24 protein-coding genes are annotated in these 17622 nt (G+C 70.6%); 12 read left to right on the top strand and 12 right to left on the bottom strand.

Annotated features, from left to right (window positions below; all coding sequences use genetic code 11):
* Positions 1–8: 8 nt before the first annotated feature.
* Positions 9–1604 (bottom strand): FAD-dependent oxidoreductase, encoded by a 1596-nt coding sequence (locus tag ACRSBM_RS19405; RefSeq protein WP_434445026.1) that lies wholly within the window; start codon positions 1602–1604, stop codon positions 9–11.
* A 14-nt stretch (positions 1605–1618) separates the two neighbouring features.
* Entirely contained in the window at positions 1619–2608 is a 990-nt protein-coding gene (locus ACRSBM_RS19400; RefSeq protein WP_434445025.1) for a LacI family DNA-binding transcriptional regulator, read from the bottom strand.
* Positions 2609–2743: 135 nt separating this feature from the next.
* On the opposite strand from ACRSBM_RS19400, the gene ACRSBM_RS19395 reads away from it, so the two are divergent.
* From ACRSBM_RS19395 to ACRSBM_RS19385, 3 genes are all read left to right on the top strand, one after another.
* A complete protein-coding gene (locus ACRSBM_RS19395; protein ID WP_434445024.1) occupies positions 2744–4522 on the top strand; it encodes a hypothetical protein in 1779 nt (592 codons plus the stop codon).
* A 156-nt stretch (positions 4523–4678) separates the two neighbouring features.
* On the top strand, positions 4679–4855 hold the full coding sequence (locus ACRSBM_RS19390; protein ID WP_166051932.1) for a hypothetical protein: 177 nt from the start codon (positions 4679–4681) through the stop codon (positions 4853–4855).
* A gap of 80 nt (positions 4856–4935) precedes the next feature.
* Positions 4936–5757: a mechanosensitive ion channel family protein gene (locus tag ACRSBM_RS19385; protein WP_434445023.1), complete on the top strand. Its 822-nt coding sequence runs from the start codon at positions 4936–4938 to the stop codon at positions 5755–5757.
* Between the two features lie 44 nt (positions 5758–5801).
* Here ACRSBM_RS19385 and ACRSBM_RS19380 read toward each other — a convergent pair whose 3' ends face one another.
* Positions 5802–6158 carry a DUF6401 family natural product biosynthesis protein gene (locus ACRSBM_RS19380; RefSeq protein ID WP_434445022.1) on the bottom strand — a complete coding sequence of 119 codons (357 nt, stop codon included), beginning with the start codon at positions 6156–6158 and terminating at the stop codon, positions 5802–5804.
* Positions 6159–6274: 116 nt separating this feature from the next.
* Here ACRSBM_RS19380 and ACRSBM_RS19375 point away from each other — a divergent pair, with 116 nt between their 5' ends.
* The 4 genes from ACRSBM_RS19375 (at position 6275) to ACRSBM_RS19360 (ending at position 7881) form a co-directional block, all read left to right on the top strand.
* Entirely contained in the window at positions 6275–6616 is a 342-nt protein-coding gene (locus ACRSBM_RS19375; protein ID WP_434445021.1) for a hypothetical protein, read from the top strand.
* Between the two features lie 111 nt (positions 6617–6727).
* Positions 6728–6862, top strand: coding sequence for a DUF3072 domain-containing protein (locus ACRSBM_RS19370; RefSeq protein WP_245982555.1), 135 nt, complete (start codon positions 6728–6730; stop codon positions 6860–6862).
* 58 nt (positions 6863–6920) lie between these two features.
* A complete protein-coding gene (locus ACRSBM_RS19365) occupies positions 6921–7376 on the top strand; it encodes a general stress protein (RefSeq protein ID WP_434445020.1) in 456 nt (151 codons plus the stop codon).
* Between the two features lie 4 nt (positions 7377–7380).
* Positions 7381–7881, top strand: coding sequence for an MSMEG_6728 family protein (locus ACRSBM_RS19360; protein WP_434445019.1), 501 nt, complete (start codon positions 7381–7383; stop codon positions 7879–7881).
* On the opposite strand, the gene ACRSBM_RS19355 is transcribed toward ACRSBM_RS19360, so the two are convergent.
* Positions 7815–8735 carry an anti-sigma factor RsbA family regulatory protein gene (locus ACRSBM_RS19355; RefSeq protein ID WP_434445018.1) on the bottom strand — a complete coding sequence of 307 codons (921 nt, stop codon included), beginning with the start codon at positions 8733–8735 and terminating at the stop codon, positions 7815–7817. The genes ACRSBM_RS19360 and ACRSBM_RS19355 overlap by 67 nt on opposite strands.
* A gap of 171 nt (positions 8736–8906) precedes the next feature.
* Between ACRSBM_RS19355 and ACRSBM_RS19350 the strand changes: the two genes are divergently transcribed.
* Positions 8907–9269, top strand: coding sequence for an anti-sigma factor antagonist (locus ACRSBM_RS19350; protein ID WP_434445017.1), 363 nt, complete (start codon positions 8907–8909; stop codon positions 9267–9269).
* A 46-nt stretch (positions 9270–9315) separates the two neighbouring features.
* Here the strand turns inward: ACRSBM_RS19350 and ACRSBM_RS19345 are convergent, their stop codons facing one another.
* The 6 genes from ACRSBM_RS19345 to ACRSBM_RS19320 form a co-directional block, all read right to left on the bottom strand.
* Positions 9316–9708, bottom strand: a complete 393-nt coding sequence (locus ACRSBM_RS19345; RefSeq protein WP_434445016.1) for a VOC family protein — start codon at positions 9706–9708, stop codon at positions 9316–9318.
* Positions 9709–9774: 66 nt separating this feature from the next.
* Positions 9775–10179 carry a PRC-barrel domain containing protein gene (locus ACRSBM_RS19340; RefSeq protein WP_434445015.1) on the bottom strand — a complete coding sequence of 135 codons (405 nt, stop codon included), beginning with the start codon at positions 10177–10179 and terminating at the stop codon, positions 9775–9777.
* A gap of 27 nt (positions 10180–10206) precedes the next feature.
* The gene (locus tag ACRSBM_RS19335) at positions 10207–10536 is read right to left on the bottom strand and encodes a hypothetical protein (RefSeq protein WP_434445014.1); all 330 of its coding nucleotides are present in this window, start codon (positions 10534–10536) and stop codon (positions 10207–10209) included.
* 29 nt (positions 10537–10565) lie between these two features.
* Positions 10566–10994: a hypothetical protein gene (locus ACRSBM_RS19330; RefSeq protein WP_434445013.1), complete on the bottom strand. Its 429-nt coding sequence runs from the start codon at positions 10992–10994 to the stop codon at positions 10566–10568.
* A 47-nt stretch (positions 10995–11041) separates the two neighbouring features.
* A complete protein-coding gene (locus tag ACRSBM_RS19325) occupies positions 11042–11590 on the bottom strand; it encodes a DUF305 domain-containing protein (RefSeq protein ID WP_434445012.1) in 549 nt (182 codons plus the stop codon).
* Entirely contained in the window at positions 11575–12432 is an 858-nt protein-coding gene (locus ACRSBM_RS19320) for a lytic polysaccharide monooxygenase auxiliary activity family 9 protein (protein ID WP_434445011.1), read from the bottom strand. The genes ACRSBM_RS19325 and ACRSBM_RS19320 overlap by 16 nt, the downstream gene beginning before the upstream one ends.
* Before the next feature lie 225 nt (positions 12433–12657).
* Here ACRSBM_RS19320 and ACRSBM_RS19315 point away from each other — a divergent pair, with 225 nt between their 5' ends.
* Positions 12658–13002 (top strand): VOC family protein, encoded by a 345-nt coding sequence (locus tag ACRSBM_RS19315; RefSeq protein ID WP_434445010.1) that lies wholly within the window; start codon positions 12658–12660, stop codon positions 13000–13002.
* 49 nt (positions 13003–13051) lie between these two features.
* The gene (locus tag ACRSBM_RS19310; protein WP_434445009.1) at positions 13052–13297 is read left to right on the top strand and encodes a DUF2630 family protein; all 246 of its coding nucleotides are present in this window, start codon (positions 13052–13054) and stop codon (positions 13295–13297) included.
* A gap of 1 nt (position 13298) precedes the next feature.
* On the opposite strand, the gene ACRSBM_RS19305 is transcribed toward ACRSBM_RS19310, so the two are convergent.
* Both ACRSBM_RS19305 and ACRSBM_RS19300 read right to left on the bottom strand, forming a co-directional pair.
* Positions 13299–13781, bottom strand: coding sequence for a GtrA family protein (locus tag ACRSBM_RS19305; RefSeq protein WP_434445008.1), 483 nt, complete (start codon positions 13779–13781; stop codon positions 13299–13301).
* 73 nt (positions 13782–13854) lie between these two features.
* Positions 13855–14775: a helix-turn-helix transcriptional regulator gene (locus tag ACRSBM_RS19300; RefSeq protein ID WP_434445007.1), complete on the bottom strand. Its 921-nt coding sequence runs from the start codon at positions 14773–14775 to the stop codon at positions 13855–13857.
* A gap of 70 nt (positions 14776–14845) precedes the next feature.
* On the opposite strand from ACRSBM_RS19300, the gene ACRSBM_RS19295 reads away from it, so the two are divergent.
* Positions 14846–15472, top strand: a complete 627-nt coding sequence (locus tag ACRSBM_RS19295; RefSeq protein WP_434445006.1) for a class I SAM-dependent methyltransferase — start codon at positions 14846–14848, stop codon at positions 15470–15472.
* A gap of 123 nt (positions 15473–15595) precedes the next feature.
* On the top strand, positions 15596–17572 hold the full coding sequence (locus ACRSBM_RS19290) for a protein kinase domain-containing protein (RefSeq protein WP_434445005.1): 1977 nt from the start codon (positions 15596–15598) through the stop codon (positions 17570–17572).
* Positions 17573–17622: the final 50 nt, after the last annotated feature.

The raw sequence follows: 17622 nt of genomic DNA, 5'->3' as shown, positions 1-17622 counted from the left end.
GTCTCCCATCAGTAACCGGACACGTCCGGCCAGCGGAGCTCGACCCCGTCGCGTTCCAGCCGGTGCTGGAAGTCCGCGAGCAGGGCGGGGGTGTCGCGCACCGCGCGAGGGGTGACTCGGTGCGCCAGGCAGAAGTCCGCGAGCGCGCCCGCGACCTCGCCCACGTTCCACTCGACCGGGTGCAGCCGGTGGGAACCGTTGGTGATGTGGGTGGTGCCGATGTTCTTGCCCGCGGGCAGGAGGTTCTCCACCCGCTGGGGGATGAGCGCGCCGAGCGGGATCTCGAACGGGCAGCTCGCGACGTCGAGGTAGTTGTCGCCGCCGGTCGAGGGGTGCAGGTCGATGCGGTACATGCCGACACCCACGGCGTCGACGTGCTGCACGGCGCCCTTGTCGCCGCGTACGGCGAGTGAGAGGTCCTGCTCCACGATCGTGTACTCGGCCCGGATCCGGCGGGACTCGCGGATGTACGGTGCCTGGGCCAGGCCGTCCGCGCTGCCGGTGACGTCACCGCGCAGCCGCAGGCCGGGGAAGCCGGTGCCGCCGTCCGCGCGCGGTGCCTCGGTCTGCAGCCAGTACAGCACCGAGCGCGAGAGTTCCCGCGCCGCCGCGATGTGCCGCGCAGCGTCGGGGACGTCGATCACCGGCGACTCGAAGTAGTCGATCATCGGCCAGTTCACCAGGCAGATGTCGCTGTCGTAGGCGCCCTCGACGAAGTTGCGGCGGGCGGCGATCCGCCGGAACGTCCACAGGTTGCCGTCACCCGCGCTGACCCGCTGGTCCGAGACGACCGACAGCGGGTCGTCGTCCGGGTTCGGGGTGAAGGTGCGCTCGGCGGTGTTCAGCGTGCGCGGGTCGGGGGAGCGGAACGACAGCATCCGGTCGCCCCAGTACTCCGGCTGGTAGTTCCGCCAGAAGTCGTACCGCGCGGGCCGGTCGATCGTGTGGTCGCCGTCGACGTGGTCGATCGCGAAGCACACCGACATCGCCTGCATGTTCGCCGGCTGCGCCACCTCGGGCGCGCTCGGCTCGCCGGTGTCCAGTGTGGACTCGAAGCCCGTCACGTACTCGGTGCCGGACAACGGCAGCAGCTCGCCGGTCTCGGTGGCGTCGAGGATGTAGGGAGCCGCGAGCTCGATCTGCTCGCCGTCGTGCTCGACGGTGACCGACACGATCCGGTCGCCGTCGCTGCGCGCGGAGATCGGCCTGGCGGGCTGGAGGATCGTGAGCTTGCCGCTGCCCCGGTACGGCGCCAGCATCTCGTCGATCACGGCGACGGCCACGCGGGGCTCGTGGCAGAGCCTGCTGACGTTGCCCGCGCCGGGGTTGAGCTCGCGCCACGCCCGTGCCCGTGCGGTGAGCGGGTAGTGGCGGCGGTAGTAGTCGCGGATGCCCTCGCGCAACGCCCGGTAGCTCGCGGTGACGCCGAAGCGCTCCACCCAGCTGTGCTCGTCGGGCGGCACGGCCTGGCTGGTGAGCTGCCCGCCGAGCCACTCGAACTCCTCGGTGAGCACGACCCGGCGGCCGGCGCGCAGCAGGGCGAGGGCCGCGGCGACTCCGCCGAGCCCGCCACCCACGACGACCACGTCAGTGTTGTGCAGCAACAGGTTCCTCCTGATCAACCGAGGGTCGTGCCCTCGACGAACTCGCACGCGAGCAGTTCCCGCGGGGTGGTGCCGCTTTCCAGCACCTCGGTCAGCGCCTGCACCGCCCGCCGCCCCATCTCGCGCCGGGGGATGCGGAAGCCGGTGAGCGCCACGTCGTCCGGTGCGGGCCGGGTGGCCGCGCCGAGAGTGAGCACGGAGATGTCGCCGGGGACCGACAGGCCGCGCTCGCGGGCGGCGAGCACGATCGCGGCACCGTCGGAGACCTCCTCGGCGAGCACGCACGTGACGCCCGCGTCGAGCAGTTGGCCGAGGTCGGCGTACGGCATGTGCGTGCCCTGAACACCGTGCGCGGCAACGGCGTGCTTGAACCCGAGCAACCGGTCCGCGGACGACTCCGCGCCCGTGCCGGCGCCGAGGTAGGCGAACCGGCGGTGCCCGAGGGCGGCCGCGCGGTGCACCAGGTCCCGCACCGCCGGGACGTAGTCGGCGCCGACGTGCGGCACCGGGCCGCCCGCGTCGTCGCGCCGGCCGATCGAGACGAACGGGATGCCCTCGCTCACGAGCTGGGCGAGGTCGTCGCGGTCGACGGAACGACCGAGCAGCACGCACCCGTCCGCGAGCCGGATCCTGCTGTCGTCGCTGAAGATCCGCCGCTTGTCACCCGCCGCCTTGGCGCTGGTGAACAGCAGCAGGTCACAGCCCGCCTCCTCCGCCTGCTCCTCGATGCCCTCGAGGAACGGCTGGTAGAAGTCCGCGCGGGTGCTCGGGAAGACGGCCTCGTAGGTGAACACGCCGAGGATCCGGTTGCGCTGGTCGTGCAACCGGCGCGCGATCGGGTTCGCGACGTAGCCAGTCCTGCGGATGACCTCCAGCACGCGGGCACGGGTCTCCGGCGCGATGCGGACGCCGCTGTCGGTCCGCTTGTTGAGCACCAGCGACACCGTGGCCTGGCTGACGCCCGCCATCCGCGCGATGTCCTGCTGGGTGAGCCTCTTGGCCATGAACACCTGCCAATTCGCATTGGCCGAGAGTCTGCGTCAGCATCCGCGCCGCCGTCAACCCTGTAATAATTCGAATTAGCATCTTGACGGGCCGGGCCTGGGCGAGCGAGGGTGCTGCGCCAAGGAGGTAGGCCCGTGAACGCATTCAGCCGTCGCAGCCTGATCACCGGTGCCACCGCGATCGGACTGCTCGCCGCTCTGCCCACGTCGGCGCACGCCTTGCCCGCGCCCCCACCCGTCACACCGAACCGCCGCGCTTTCGCGCCAGCCGAGCAGCGGTTCGCGCAGTACCTGATGCTCGTCTCGCCGATGGTCGCGGACATGAACGCGAGCGGCTTCTTCGGCGGTGGCTGGTGGCGCAACCCCAACGCCTCGTACAACGCCCGCGTCCAGGAGCACGTCTACACGCTGGCGTGGTTCGCCACGCAGTCCCGCTCGTGGAACCCGTACCGCGGCAGCGCCCAGGTGATCGCCGCGCTGGACGCCGGGCTCGGCCACTACCTCGGGCTGCAGCACGCCGACGGGTCGTGGCCGGAGTACTCGCGCGACCAGCACTCGCTGGCCGCGACCGGGTTCGGCATGGGGTACCTGAGCAAGACGAACGCGCTGCTGCGCCGCGCCGGGGTGCTGCCCGGCAGGCAGGCCCAGATCACCGCCTCGCTGCGCCGGGCGATGACGTGGTTCCTCGACGGTGCGAACGAGACCGTCTGGCAGTCGCCGCTCACGTGGGCCAACCAGACCGCCTCGGGCCTCGCCGGTGCGGCGCTCGCGTTGAAGCAGGACCCGGACGCCGGTCTGCGGCAGCGGCTGACCGAGGCGTTCGCGCGCCTGGCGCGGACCGGGCAGAGCCCCGCCGGGTACTTCTACGAGGAGTCCGGCGCGGACACCAACTACAACTTCGAGGTCATGCTGCCGGAGCTCGCCGACGCGTGGCGGCAGTCGGAAGACCCCAGCCTCGTCGCCATGACGAGGAAGTACACCGACTGGCTCGGCTACAACCTGCTGCGCGAGCCGGACGGCTCCGGCTGGTTCGCGAACATCGCCCCGAACTCCCGCACGTCCTCGAAGTTCTACGCCGACGTGCGCCCCGATCCGGAACGGACCGCGCTCAACAACCAGTTCGTGCCGGTGGTGCCCGACCTGGCCGCGTTCCTGTCGAGCCGCGAGGACCTGGCCGCCGCGCGGACCGCGTGGGCCGCCGATCCGGCGCCGGTGCCCGCGTTGGTCAAGCCGGACACGTCACCGCGGATCCTCTCGCACGCGATCTACGGCGAGCGGTACCCGAGCCGTGCCGAACGAACGGCGGCGATCGCGCGGCTGCCTTACCAGCGAGCGCACTTCACCGAGCGGCGCAGCGATCAGGGACAGGACTTCCTGTTCGTCCGCCGGCCGCGGTGGTACCTCGGCGGGTACTTCGGTGTCCGGCGAGCGACCTCGTTGGCGCGCACCGGTTTGACGTTCCTGTGGCACCCGGTGGCGGGCACACTCGTGCAGTCGATGAACAACAACAACCACGCGTGCTGGGCCACCGTGTTCCCCGGCCAGGTGCCGGACGCGAACGGGCCGCAGCAGGCGGAGTTCCTCGGCGGCGAGCCCTACCGGTTCCGCTACCGCACGGCGTCCGGGTCCGTGGTGACCGAGGTGACCGTGGGCGACCGGATCACGCGGACGGTGCGGGCGAGCGGTGCCGCCACCGAGCAGATTCCTTTGGTGGTACGGGATTCCGACACCGTCTCACTCGACTCGCGCGGCCTGACGCTCACCCGCGGACGGGTCGTCGTGCGGTTCGACTGGGGCCGGTCGCTGGTTCCCCAGCTGCGGCCGGCGTCGACGATCACCTATCCCGGCAGGCGGATGCACATCCTCACCGTGCCGCACGACGGCACCTTCACCCTGGTGGTCACGGCCCGTTAGTCCATTGTGGACGGAGGGATTCACCCTGATGTAGCAACGGTTGTGCGCATGTCCGCGCAGCTCACGGGGTATTCGGTGATCCCAAACCCCAGGTCCCCCGTTCGGGTGGGTGGTCCGGACGTGTGTGGCCCCGGCCGGTCGTGAGGAGTGGTTGTCATGGCACACCTGCGTCGTCTCGTCGACGTTCGCACCGGTGACGAGTTCGATCAGCCGGTTCCCTTCGGCCTGGTGTACCCGGTGTGCACCGCGGACGGCTCCGCGCCGCCCAGCCAGCGCGGCCGGACCTGGGAGCACCTCGTGGCGAGCGACCGCGAGCTCCGGCAGGTGTCGTGAAGGCCGTGTGAAATTCACCCGCACTGGGTATTGCCCAGTGCGGGTGACCCGGTCGGGCGCCCGTGCGAAGGGAGTTCGACATGGACTTCGGACAAGGGCTGAATGACGCCTGGCGCGCGGTGGCGACGTTCGTACCCAAGCTCGCGGCGTTCCTGCTCATCCTGCTGATCGGCTGGTTCGTCGCCAAGGCGGTGGCGAAGCTCGTCGACAAGGTGCTCGAGCGGGTCGGGTTCGACCGGCTCGTGGAGCGCGGCGGCATCCGGCGGATGCTCGCGAACAGCAAGTACGACGCCTCTGACCTCATCGCGAAGCTGGTCTACTACGCGCTGGTGCTGATCACGCTGCAGATCGCGTTCGGCGTGTGGGGTCCGAACCCGGTCTCCGTGCTGCTGACCGGCATCGTGTCGTGGCTGCCGAAGGCCGCGGTCGCGATCATCATCGTCGTGGTGGCCGGCGCGGTCGCCAACGCGGTGAAGGACTTCATCGGCGGTGCCCTCGGTGGCCTGTCCTACGGGCGGATCCTCGCGAACATCGCGTCCATCTTCATCTGGGCGCTGGGCATCATCGCCGCGCTGAACCAGATCGGTGTCGCCACCACGGTGACCACGCCGGTGCTGATCGCGGTGCTCGCGACGGTCGGCGGCATCCTCGTCGTCGGTGTGGGCGGTGGCCTGGTGCGGCCGATGCAGCAGCGGTGGGAAGGCTGGCTGGGACGCGCGGAGCAGGAGTTCCCGCAGGCCCAGGCCCAGACGGAGGCCTACCAGCGCGGGCGTGAGGACGCCGTGCGGGCGGGCACGCCGGTCACGTCGGCCGAACCGGCGACGGCGCCCGTCACCCCGGCCGCGCGGCCGATGCCGGCGGAGGATCCGGTGCTCGGCACGCGGAGGCCGGACGACCGCTGAACGACGGTTCCAGAACGAGGCGTACCCACCAGGTGCGCCTCGTCTCATGTGAGCTTCGGAAGCGCGTGAACGTCGTCGGTCAACGGCTTCACGTCGTGCAGGTGCGCCAGCTGGCAGACGGCCATCAGCCGGACGCCGAGCCACGACGTCGGCGTCCAGTCCGCGTCGACCGCGTGGTCGAGCAGCCCGCGCCCGTACGAGGCCAGCAGCACGACCGCTCCCACCGTGCCGGCACCCTCGACACCGAGCAGCAGGATGTCCCGGACGGCGGCGCCGTGCTGGTCGACCTCGGCGGCGAGGGCGGGGGTGATGGCGAGCGCCGCCCACCCGGCCATCCCGATCCGGTCGGACAGCTCGGAGATCCACTGTCGCGCGTTCTTCTCGCGCCAGGTCGCACGCATGCCCGCCACGGTAACCGGGCCGGCTTCGCGGCCTGGTTTGAGGGCGCTCGAACGGGGTAACCCGCCGCACTTGCGTCAAGCAGTCGGCGCCGGCTTTTCGGCTGTGAAGGCGGGCGATGATCGTGACCACCGAACTCGGCGACAACTCGTCGCGGCAGCTGCGCCTGACCGCGCTGGAGAAGCTGGACAACGCCGTCTGCACCGCGCTGGCCGACCCCGAGGCCGACGCGGCCCGCACCCGCCTCAAGGAGGCGCTGGCGGCCTGCGCCTCGGCGGGAGTCAGCGTGTCACCGCAGGTAACGGGGTGTGTCGAAGCCGCGGACGAGCACCTGCGCTACGGCGAGCGGCTGGAGGCGCGGATGCTGCTGACCGTCGCCCACCGCCTGCTCTCCCGCGGGTCGGCCCCGACGGTCGTCCCCGGCCCGTCCGCTCCCGGCGACGTCGTTCTCGGCCGGTGATTGAGCCGCTGCCGTCCCGGGTACCTCGAACGTGCGTTCGAGTGAAAGGGGACGACAGTGAACCGCACGCCGGAGAAGGACCCGCGGGACTGGACGACCGGTGACGAGCCCATGACCGGCCCGCAGGAGTCCTACCTGCACACGCTCGCCCAGGAGGCGGGCGAGGAGGTGCCGGCCGAGCTCACCAAGGTCGAGGCGTCCCAGCTCATCGACCGGCTCCAGGAGAAGACCGGCCGCGGGAGCTGACCACTCCGGGACCGCTGTCGCTGGTGTCGGGAGCGGCGATCGCGGGTAGCCGCTCGGTGTGGAGATCAACCAAGAGGTGACCAGGACCGAGTCCAGCGTGCTCGCGAGCTTCGCCGACTACGTCGAAGCGCAGCGGCTGGTCGACAGGATGTCCGACGACGGCTTCCCGGTGGAGAGCGTCCGGATCATCGGGGACGGTGTCCGCACGGTCGAACAGGTGACGGGCCGCATGACCCGGGGTCGCGCCGCGGCCGCGGGCGCGGCGAGCGGTGCCTGGTTCGGTGTGTTCATCGGCCTGCTGTTCGGGCTGTTCACCGCCGGAGCGGGCTGGCTCTGGTTCCTGCTGATCAGCCTGCTGATCGGCGCGTTCTGGGGCGCGGTCTTCGGCTTCGTCGCGCACTGGAGCACGCGCGGCCGGCGTGACTTCTCCAGCGTCATGACGCTGGAGGCCCAGCGGTACGAGGTGCACGTCGACCGGGCGATGGCCGGCCAGGCGGCCCGGTACGTGCTCTGAGCCCGTGCAGACCTTCCTGCCGTACCCGGACTTCGCCGCCTCCGCCCGCGTGCTGGACCGGCGCAGGCTCGGCAAGCAGCGGGTCGAGGCGCTCCAGGTCCAGCGTGCGCTGGTGGTGCCAGGGCACGGCTGGCGGCACCACCCCGCGGTGAAGATGTGGGTGGGCCACGAGGAGGCGCTCGTGCGGTACGGCCTGGAAATCTGCGCGGAATGGCGTGCGCAGGGGTTCCAGGACACGTGCGAGGCGACCATGCGGTCGGACCTCGAGCACGCCACGGGCATTGTGGTGGTGCGCTCGCAGGACGAACTGGCCGAGGCGGGCGACCTGCCCGGCTGGCTCGGCGACGAGGCGGTGCACCGCAGCCACCAGTCGTCGCTGGTGCGCAAGGACCCCGCGCACTACCGCCGCTTCTTCCCCGGCGTGCCGGACGACCTGCCCTACGTCTGGCCGCCGACGCTCGCGCGCACCGTGAACCCGTCGGCGTCGCGGCCCATCGACACGTAGTCGCAGGTGCGGTGCAGGATCCACAGCCCGAGCCCGGCCGAAAGGGTCTCGGTGGTCGGCACCAGGCCCACCAGCGGGTCAGACGGGCCGGGGCCCTGGTCGGTCACCGCCACCACCACGCGTGAGCCGTCCGCCCACAGTCGAAACCGGACCGGCGCCGTGCCGTGCGTCAGGCCGTTCGTGACGATCTCGTTCGCCGCGTACACGGCGTCATGCGCGTCGTCCTCGGTCAGGCTCATCCCGCTGATGGCCACCCCGACCGCCTCGCGCACCGCGGCCGCGGTCGGGTCCACGAGCTCGACCAGGGGGCTGTCCTGTTCGAGCAGGTCCGGGGTCTGCGGCGACCACGCGAGGTCCGCGCGGTAGCTCGGGTTCGCCTCGTGCGTGCCGGGTGCGGTGGCGATGTTCGGGTGCGTGCGCGCGACGTCGGCGAGCACGTGCGGGGGCGTCGTCCTGGTGTCGTACGGGCACAGGCCCCACACCGGGAACTCGGCGTAGGCCCGGTTCACGGCGGCCTCGTAGCGGGCCCACCAGTCCCACGGCGCTCCGACGCCGGGGTGCGGCACTTCGCCGACCACGCGCATCTGCCGGGCGCCCGCGGCGGTGTGCTCCTGGAAGAGGGCGCGGTAGCTCGCGATCGCGTCGGACGGGCGCGAGTAGTGGTCGGCGCCCGGCAGGTACAGCACGGCGGAGTCGCGGCCGAGCGCGTCACGAACCAGGGCGATGTTCCGGCCGCCGCACGCCACCGCCGCCGGCTCACCCGCGCGCAAGCCGCTCTCGAGGAACGGCACGACGTGCGCGAGGAAGTCGTCGTCCGAACCGTAGAAGGCGGTCTCATGAAAGAAACCGGTCACGGAAACCGATGCTACGCGCGCGAGTGTGGGCCATCTGAGCGAACCTTCTCCTCTGGAGTTCCCCGAGGCAGAAAGGGGGCGTACACACGTGGACTGCGCTACGGTCGTTGTCGGGTTGAGCAGGCAGCCTGAGTGGCGGCCACCCGTGCCGCCCTTACTGGAGGTTGCCGCGTGCTCACCGACGGTCACATGCCCTTCCGCGCCACCTGCGAAAGAGTCGGCGACGCGGTCCTCGTCCGCGTCACCGGCGAGCTCGACTGCTCGACGGCCCAGTTCCTGTCCGACCGCCTTGGCGAGGCGGTGAGATCGGTCGTCGCGCCGGCGACGGTCGTGGTGGACCTGACCGGGCTGAGGTTCCTCGGCGCGCAGGGCATCGGCCTGCTGCTCGACCACCAGGACCTCTGCCTGCGCCGCGGCAGTGCGTTGGTGGTCGTGGCGAACTCCGCCGCGGTGCTGCGGCCGCTGCAGGCGCTGGAGCTCACGTCCGTGCTGGGCGTGCGCCCGAGCGTGCCGCAGGCTCTGGTGCGGGCCTAGGCCGGTTGTGCCGCGGGGCTTTGTGCCTCGCGTCCAGGTAGTGCCCTCAGGACAGGATCTGAGTCCGGGCAGCACGGTCCGACTCGCTGCGCAGCACGCAGAACTCGTTGCCCTCGGGGTCGGCGAGGATCGCCCAGCCGGTGCCGTCGGGGTTGCGGTGATCGGCGACGAACGTGGCGCCGAGGTCCAGCAGTCGCCGCACCTCCTCGTCCCGCGAGGTCTCCGGGCGCAGGCACAGGTGCAGCCGGTTCTTGACCGTCTTCGGCTCCGGGACCTGGTTGAAGAACAGCACGGGACCCTCCGCGAGCAGCACCTCGGTCTCCCGGTCACCCGGCTTGTCGTCCGGGTGCAACGGGCGGCCGGTCACCTTGCTCCAGAACAGAGCCAGTTCGTAGGCGTTCGCGCAGTCGATCGCCACGTTCTGCAACACCGAGACCATGCGGGACAGCCTAATCCGCCGTCCGGCACCTCCGGCCGGTCGCGGACCAACGGCGTCCACTGAGGACTACAGCATCGGTGGCATCAGCCGGTAGCTCTCGGCGTAGTAGTCGTCCGTGCGGCTGCGGTAGCCCTCGTGGTCGTCCGCGTCGTACTCGGGTGCGTTCTTGATCTGCTCCTTGGTGCGGTCGACGTGGACCTTGCGTTCCTCGTGGTCCACGTGCCGCACGGTGCCCACGGGCAGCACGACCTTGCGGCCGAAGATCCACGGTCCGGTGTCGACCATCAGGCAGTCGTGCGGCACCTTGGCGTTGTCCTCGTCGACCTTGCCGATGCCGCCGTCGGTCGCCTCGACCTCGTAGCCGATCAGGCCGGTGTCGGGGCGTCGTGCGAGGTCCTGCTCGTCGGGTTCGGGTGCCTCCGTCCAGGACGGATCGCGCCACATCCACGGGATGAACGGGACTGGTTGCATGTCGGCCTCCCTGCTCGGTGGAACGCGTCAGTTGCGTCCCCGTGCGGGCGTCTGCTGGTGCACGCCGTGGCGCAGTGGCGTGTTGTCGTCCGGCGTGTGGTCCGGCGACACCGGTGACGTGCCGGCGTTGCCGCTGATGGGTGGGGTGTTGCGCTGGTCGCCGCCGGACGGTTCGGCACCTGCGGCGAGCTCGTCCAGCCGCGCGTCAATCGCCTGCAGGACGGCTGCGCGGTCGCCGTGCTCCCGCTCGTGCTCACGCAGTTTCCGCAGGTCCTGCTCGTCGAGCGAGCGGATGCGGTGCCGCAGGTCGCCGAGCGGCAGCTGGTCGTACCCCGGGATGGGAAGTTCCGTACTCATGGTGGTCGGCTACCCGGTCCACCGGAGTGCTACCCGTGGTCGGGCCGCGTCACGCCGTCGACCACGAGGGACAGGCCGGCGCCGAGCATCCACACGTCCTTCGCGAGCGCGGTGCCCTGCTCGGTCGGCCAGATGCTGCCTTCCTGCCGCATTCCCGGCGTCTTCGCGTACATGCCGAGCAACGCCCCGGCGAACCCGGTCAGCGCGAGACCGGCGACGGCAGCCGGGACGAACGGTGCCAGCAGTGCCGCACCGGTGGCGATCTCGCCCGCGGCCAGCAGGGAGGCGAACCGCCGTGCTTCGATCCTGCGCAGGACCGGGTACGTGCTCGAGGCCCAGCCGTGCATCTGCTCGGCCGCCTCCTGGTCGGCGTTGCGCTTGCCCAGTCCGGAGTGGAGCACGAACGCGCCGATGGCGACGCGCACGGGCAGTTGGCGCAGGAGTGAGCGGCTGATCATGGCTGACCTCCTCGGTGGCATGGTCGAGACCAGCCACCGAGTACCCGTCACACCCTGTCGAGGAACGTCTTCATCATGCCGATCTGCGCGGTCCTCGACTTCTCGATCCGGTCGGCGAGGGCCTTCACCTCCCGGTGGGCACCGCTGCCCACCTCCCACCGCGCCATCTGCACGGCGTCGTCCTGGTGGGCGATCATGACGTTGAGTAGCCGTTCGTCGAACTCGGCGCCCCGCAACGCCGTCAGTCTCGCCACCTCCTCGGGGTCCGATTTCCGCATGCCGCCGTGGTCCGCGTGCGAGTCGGGTGGTGCCGTCAGGGGCTCGCCCCACGACGTCAGCCAGCCCTTCATCGTCTCGGCCTCGGTCGCCTGGGTGGACTCGATCGCGGCCGCGAGCACCCGCAGTTCCTCGTTCCCGGCGCGGTCCTTCGCGAGCGCGACCATCTCCACGCCCTGCTGGTGATGGGGGAGCATCATCTGCAGGAACATCACGTCCAGCGGATCGCCGCGCAACATGGTGTCCGGCTGCTGGGTGGAGCAGCCGGACACCACGAGGGCGAGCGCCAGCAACAACAACCGCATCAGAGGCGTCGCCACAGGGCGGGCGTGTTGGGCGGTTCCCACCCGGCGATGGCGGTGTGCGGCTGCTGGCACTCGTAGTTCACGCCGCCGTAGGTGACGCGGTTGCCGACCGAGTAGGCCGTGCCCGCGGCCCACGTGCCGCCCACGGGCGGAGGAGTCGTCGTGGTCGTCGTGGTCGGAGGAGGTGTGGTGGTCGTCGTGGTCGGCGGCGGGGTGGTGCTGCCGCCGCCGAAGTCGACGTCCGAACACGTGTAGAACGCTTCCGCGCTGCCGACGACGCGCTGCCAGATCGAGTAGATGATGTGGCGGCCGCTGCGGTTCGGGATGTTCAGCGTCCAGTTGGTGAACGTGGTCGGGTTCTGGTTGTTGAACGTCTGCAGGTGCACGAGGTCGGACCAGCGCAGCGGCTGCGTCGGGCTCCAGCCGTCCCTGGTGATGTAGAACTCGAAGTTGCTGTTCGAGTGCGGTGCCGACGCGTGGTAGGTCACCGTCAGCGGCCCGGCCGAGATCCGCTTGGCCGGCCAGTCGGCGCGCTGCAGGTCGAGACCGCGGTACTTGTCGCGGCCCGCGCTGCACAGCTTGCCGTCGGGGATGAGCTGGCGGTGCCGGCCGCCCGCTTCGAGCAGCGACACCTCGTTCCAGTCGTAGTACGCCTGGGTGCCACCGGCGGCCACGGCCGCCTTGCACGCGTCGGACTTCGGGTTCTCCGGGCCTTCCAGCTTGCACGTGTAGACGCGGCTGGCGGGGTCGGACATCGTGCCGTGCGCGATCGCGGGTGTGGTGGGGACGATGAACGCGACGACCACGGCGGTGGTGGCGGTGAGACTCGCGAGGGCGAGCCGGTTCCGTGTCTTCAAATCTCCTCCTGGCAGGGGGAGGTGGCGAGCACTTCCGCGAGGAGGTGGTCGCGTGACGGGTTCGGCGGCCCGTTCACGAGTGTAAACAAGTGGTTGAACCATTACATTGGGCCAACCGGGCGAATCAGGCGAGCTGCCGTGGCCACGGTCCGCACCGGCTGGGACCGATGAGTTCCTGGCGTCCGGCGGGTCCGTCCTGTCCAGACGATCGAAGGGTGGACCGGCGTGGACCTGCACAGCGTGATGTGTGTGAGCGACCTGGCGAAGTCGTTGCGGTGGTACGAGGTGTTCTTCGGGCGCCCGGCGGACGAGGTCATCGGCGAGGAACACCTCTGGCAGGTGGGGGAGAACGCCTACCTGGTGCTCGACGCCCGTGACGTCCGGTCCTCGCGCGTGGGCGGGTCGATGATCACGTTCGGGGTGACGGAGAGCGAGTTCTCCGGGGCGCTGGACCGGCTCGCCGCGCACGGCATCGCCCACGGTGACGTCGAGACGTACGGGAACGGCGTGCGGCACGTCGAGGTGCTGGATCCGGACCGCAACAGCCTTTCGCTGGCGTCGTTGCCGTAGCCTGGCGGCTGGGGCGCGACATGCCCCGACTGGTCGTAGAGTCGGGGTAATGAGCGACGAGAACGTGCTGGGCCGGATCAACGAGCTGGTCGACGAGGAGCACAGGCTGCGTCAGCAGCTCGCGTCCGGCGAGATCTCGACGGACGAGGAGCACGCCCGGCTGCGGTCGCTGGAGGAAGCCCTCGACCAGTGCTGGGACCTGCTGCGGCGGCGCCGTTCGGCCCGGTCGCAGGGCGAGAACGCGGACGACGTCCCCGCGCGTCCGGTCGGCGAGGTCGAGGGCTACCTCCAGTAGCTCACTTCGTGTCGCGGAAGATGACCCAGCGCATCACGCTGTACATGAACGCGGCCTCGCACGCCCCGGCGACGATGCGGGACAGGTGGTACTGCAAGCCGATCTCGGTCAGCGCGCTGCCGACGCCGAGGATGAACGCCAGGTAGTTGATCGTGATCGCCACCGCGTACAGACCGGCCTGCGGGCCGACCGGCGCGTGCGAGCGGAAGTTCAGCGCGCGGTTCAGCACGAAGCTCAGGCCGAACGCGATCACGTAGGCGATCGTGAACGCGAGCGGCACCGGCAGCCCGAGTCCGCTGCGGAACAGCGTGAGCAGCAGCAGGTCGACGCCGAACGTGAACCCGTTGATCAGGGCGAACCCGAGCAGGCTCGGGGCGATCACGCGCGACAGTCCGAACGGCAGCCACCTCACGACGACTTCCATCAGGTCGTGGAACCTCGTGCCGAGATCTCTGGTGCTGTCGGTGAGGGTGGTGCCCGTCATGGCACGACACTGCCACGCCGGAACGGGACGATTCTGACGAATCGCCGGTGATCGACATGCTGTCGGCAGGAGTTCAACCGCCGTTCAGGTGGTTGGACCGCCGCCAGCTCGTCGGGCTCATCCCGTGCAGCCTGCCGAACGTCCGCGCGAAGTAGCCGGCGTCCGGGAACCCTGTCTGCCGCCCGATGTCGCCGACGGGCAGGTCCGTCACGGCGAGCAGCCGGCGTGCCTGGACCATCCGGCGCTCGGTGATCCACTCCTGGACCGTGCGGCCCGTCCGCCTGCGCACGGTCGAGGTGAGGTGGCCCGGGGAGATGCTGACCGCGGCGGCGACCTCGCGCAGCGACAACGGTTCCGGGTAGCGCCGCTCGATCACGTCGAACACCTCTGCCAGCAGTGGCTCGGCGTTCTCGCGCAGGTCGCCGACGACGTCCGCGGCGAGTCTCGACACCCCGACGAGCAGCAGCACGAGGTGGGCCGACACGGCTTCCCGGTAACCCTCGCGGCGGTGCTGGAGCTCGTCGTTCAGGGCCTTGATGCGGGACGACCACTCGTCGCGTCGCTCCGGGGGAACCTTGAGCCGCAACGCGTCGACCGCGCCGCCGCGGACGAACGGGAACAGCAGTGGGTGGGTGCGCCACGCCAGGTGCGCGCCCGGAGTGTCGGGGCCGAGCGCGTCGGCGGTGAAGAACACGCCCCAGCCGTGCGCGTCGAGGAGGTCGTCGCTGTCGGCCCGGCCCATCACGTCACCGGGGGCGATGACGAACAGGTCGCCCGCCTCGACGTGCCGGGCCCGCTTGCCGGTGCGCACGATGCCGCCGGGAGCGCCGAAGTAGGCGATGCCGGGGAAGTCGTGTGCGTGCGCCTCGTGGGCGCCGTTGATGTCTGCGTCGTGGCCCAGCGGCGTGACCGCCACCGCGAGCTCGCCCGGCGCCGGCCGCCAGGTGTAGGTCGCGGGCTGGTCCGCGTTCGGTGCCGTTCGTCGCGTGCGCACCGTCAGATTGTCCCACTCAAACCGTGGATCGACACAGAAATACTGCTATCAGCCAAGTCAGAATAGGTCCATGACCGAAATATCGTCCCAGGAGCGGGACTACCTGCCGGGCATGGGCAAGCACTACCTGCTGCCGCTCTACGAGGTCCTGCACCGGGTCTCCGGGCTCGGTCGGGTGCACGACGACATGGTCGCGCTGGCCGGGCTGCGGCCGGGGCACCGCGTGCTCGACGTCGGCTGCGGCACCGGGAACCTGTTGCGGGCCACCGGAAGGAGGCATCCCGAGGTCGAGCTCTTCGGTGTGGACCCCGACCTCAAGATGCTCGCCAAGGCGGAGCGCAAGCTGCGCGGGGCGGGGTTGAAGGCGCGGCTGGACCGGGGCTTCGCGCAGGAGCTCGCCTTCCCCGCCGACTCGTTCGACGCGGTCTTCTCCAGCCTGATGCTGCACCACCTGGACACCCCGTCGAAGGACGAGATGCTCGCCGAGGTGCGGCGCGTCCTGCGGCCCGGCGGTGTGCTGGTGCTCGCCGACGCCGTGTTCCACGACCACGGGCGGGCGAAGGAGCACCTGATCGACAACGTCGGGGACGCGGTGACGAAGCGGATCGCGGCGGCCGGGTTCACCGTGGAGCCGACGAGGAGGCGGAAGCTGCGGATGTTCGGCGAGGTCGGCATCGAGGTCGCGAGAGTCCACTAGGGACAGGTCCATTGTCGACCGATTGAGCACGCACGATGTTGCTTGCCTACCAACGGTTCCGATCGTCAAGAAACTTGCCGGATACCGGTGAACGAGAGCGCTCTCCCATCTAGGCTGCCCGCCGTGACAGATGCGACGGGAAGTCTGGTGGCCCAGCGCTACCGGCTCGTTCAGGTGATCGGCGCCGGCGGCATGGGCCGGGTCTGGCTCGGCCGTGACGAGGTCATCGGCCGTGAGGTGGCCATCAAGGAACTGCTGCTGCCCGCCGGGCTCGACGCGCAGCAACGGGCGTTGCTCTGCCAGCGCGCCATGCGGGAGGCGCAGCTGGCCGGTCAGCTGAACCACCCCGGCATCGTCACCGTGCACGACGTCGTCGAGTACAACAGCACCCCGATGATCGTGATGGAGTTCGTCCGGGGCGGGTCGCTCGCCGATGCCGTCAAGGCCCAGGGCGCGCTGCCCGTCGACCAGGTCGCCCACGTCGCGAACGCGATGCTCGGCGCGTTGCGGGCGGCGCACCAGGCCGGGATCGTGCACCGCGATCTCAAGCCCGCCAACGTGTTGCTGTCCGGCGACCGGGTCGTGATCACCGACTTCGGCATCGCGCGGCTGACCGGTGACGTCCCGCTGACCACGGACGGCTCGATCGTCGGCACGCCCGCGTACATGGCGCCCGAGCAGGGCACCGGCGCGCCCATCACGCCGGCCACCGACATGTGGTCGCTCGGCGCGACCCTGTACGCCGCCGTGGAGGGCAGGCCCCCGTACCAGGGCCAGGACTTCATGACGACGCTGTCGATGCTGCTCACCCAGGAGCCGCCGCCCCCGCTGCGCGCCGGCAGGCTCTCGTCGTTGCTGGGCGGGCTGCTGCGCAAGAACCCGGCCGAGCGCGCCTCGGTGGAGCAGGCCTTCGCGCTGCTCGCCGGTGCGCCCGTGGCCATGGCGGTCCCAGGTGGATCCGGCGTCAGCAGACGCACGGCACTGCTGGCCGGTGCCGGCGGCGCGCTCGCGTTGATCGGCGGCGGCACCGCGTGGTGGCTCACCACGAAGGACGACGCCGGCGAGGCGGCGGAACTGCCGTCCACCGGCGACGACAAACCGGCCGCCGACAAGGAGGGCGGGTCCGAGCAGTCGACGACCTCCGCGGCGGCCCAGCCGGGACAGCCGGAGGAGATCACCGAGCACGTGCAGCTCACCGACCACAAGGCGTCCGTCTCGTCGATCGCGTGGAGCCCGGACGGCAAGCTGCTCGCCAGTGCCGAGGACGGTCTGGGCAGCGGCGGCGCCATCGTCCGCATCTGGGACGTCGCGGCCGGGAAGCTCGTCGGTACCGTCCAGAACCCCGACGGGCCGGGCGGCGCCACGGCGTGCGCGGTGGCGATCAGCCCGGACGGCAAGATCCTCGCGGCGGGCGGCAACCGCACCGGCGACAGCACCACCTACCTGTGGAACCTCGCCGACCGCACGCAGATCGGCGCGCTGGAGGACGCCAGGTCGATCATGAAGTGCCTGCGTTTCCACCCGGACGGCAAGACGGTCGTCGGACTGACCCACACCGGCGGCCTCAAGGTGTGGGACGTGGCGACCCGCAAGGTCAGGATCGGCCTGACCGAGGCGAACGGCAGCAGCGAGCTCGCGTTCACCCAGGACGGCAAGCTCCTCGCCTACGCCGGCACGAAGTACCAGGAGATCAAGATCGTCGACCCGGCCACCGGGAAGACCGTCAGGACCATCACCGACTCGACCGGCGACGGAGTGGCGTTCTCGCCGGACGGCAAGACCCTCGCCGTGCCCGACGACGACAGCAGGAACAGCCTGCAGCTCTGGGACGTGGCGACCGGCCAGAGCAAGGCCGTCTTCGACCGCACCGAGGGCGACGGCATCATCACGAAGGCCCTCTACCACCCCGACGGCAAGACGATCGCCACCTGGGGACACGGCAACGCGGTGCAGCTGTGGGACGTGGCCTCGAAGTCCGTCCGCGCCACCGTGATCGGTGCCGGGGCGAAGATCGAGACGGTGGCGTTCGACCCCAAGGGCGAGCGGATCGCCTGTGGCGGTGCGGACAAGTCGGTCCGGATCTGGAAGCTGCCGCGCTAGGGCTGTTTCCTCGGCTCTCACATGTGGTGCGGACGGCCTGGTGCTGCGGG

This window comes from Lentzea xerophila (genome assembly GCF_051094245.1).
GTDB lineage: Bacteria > Actinomycetota > Actinomycetes > Mycobacteriales > Pseudonocardiaceae > Lentzea > Lentzea xerophila.
The sequence above is the reverse complement of the archived record's forward strand: the minus strand, read 5'-3'. Positions and strand labels throughout refer to the sequence as shown.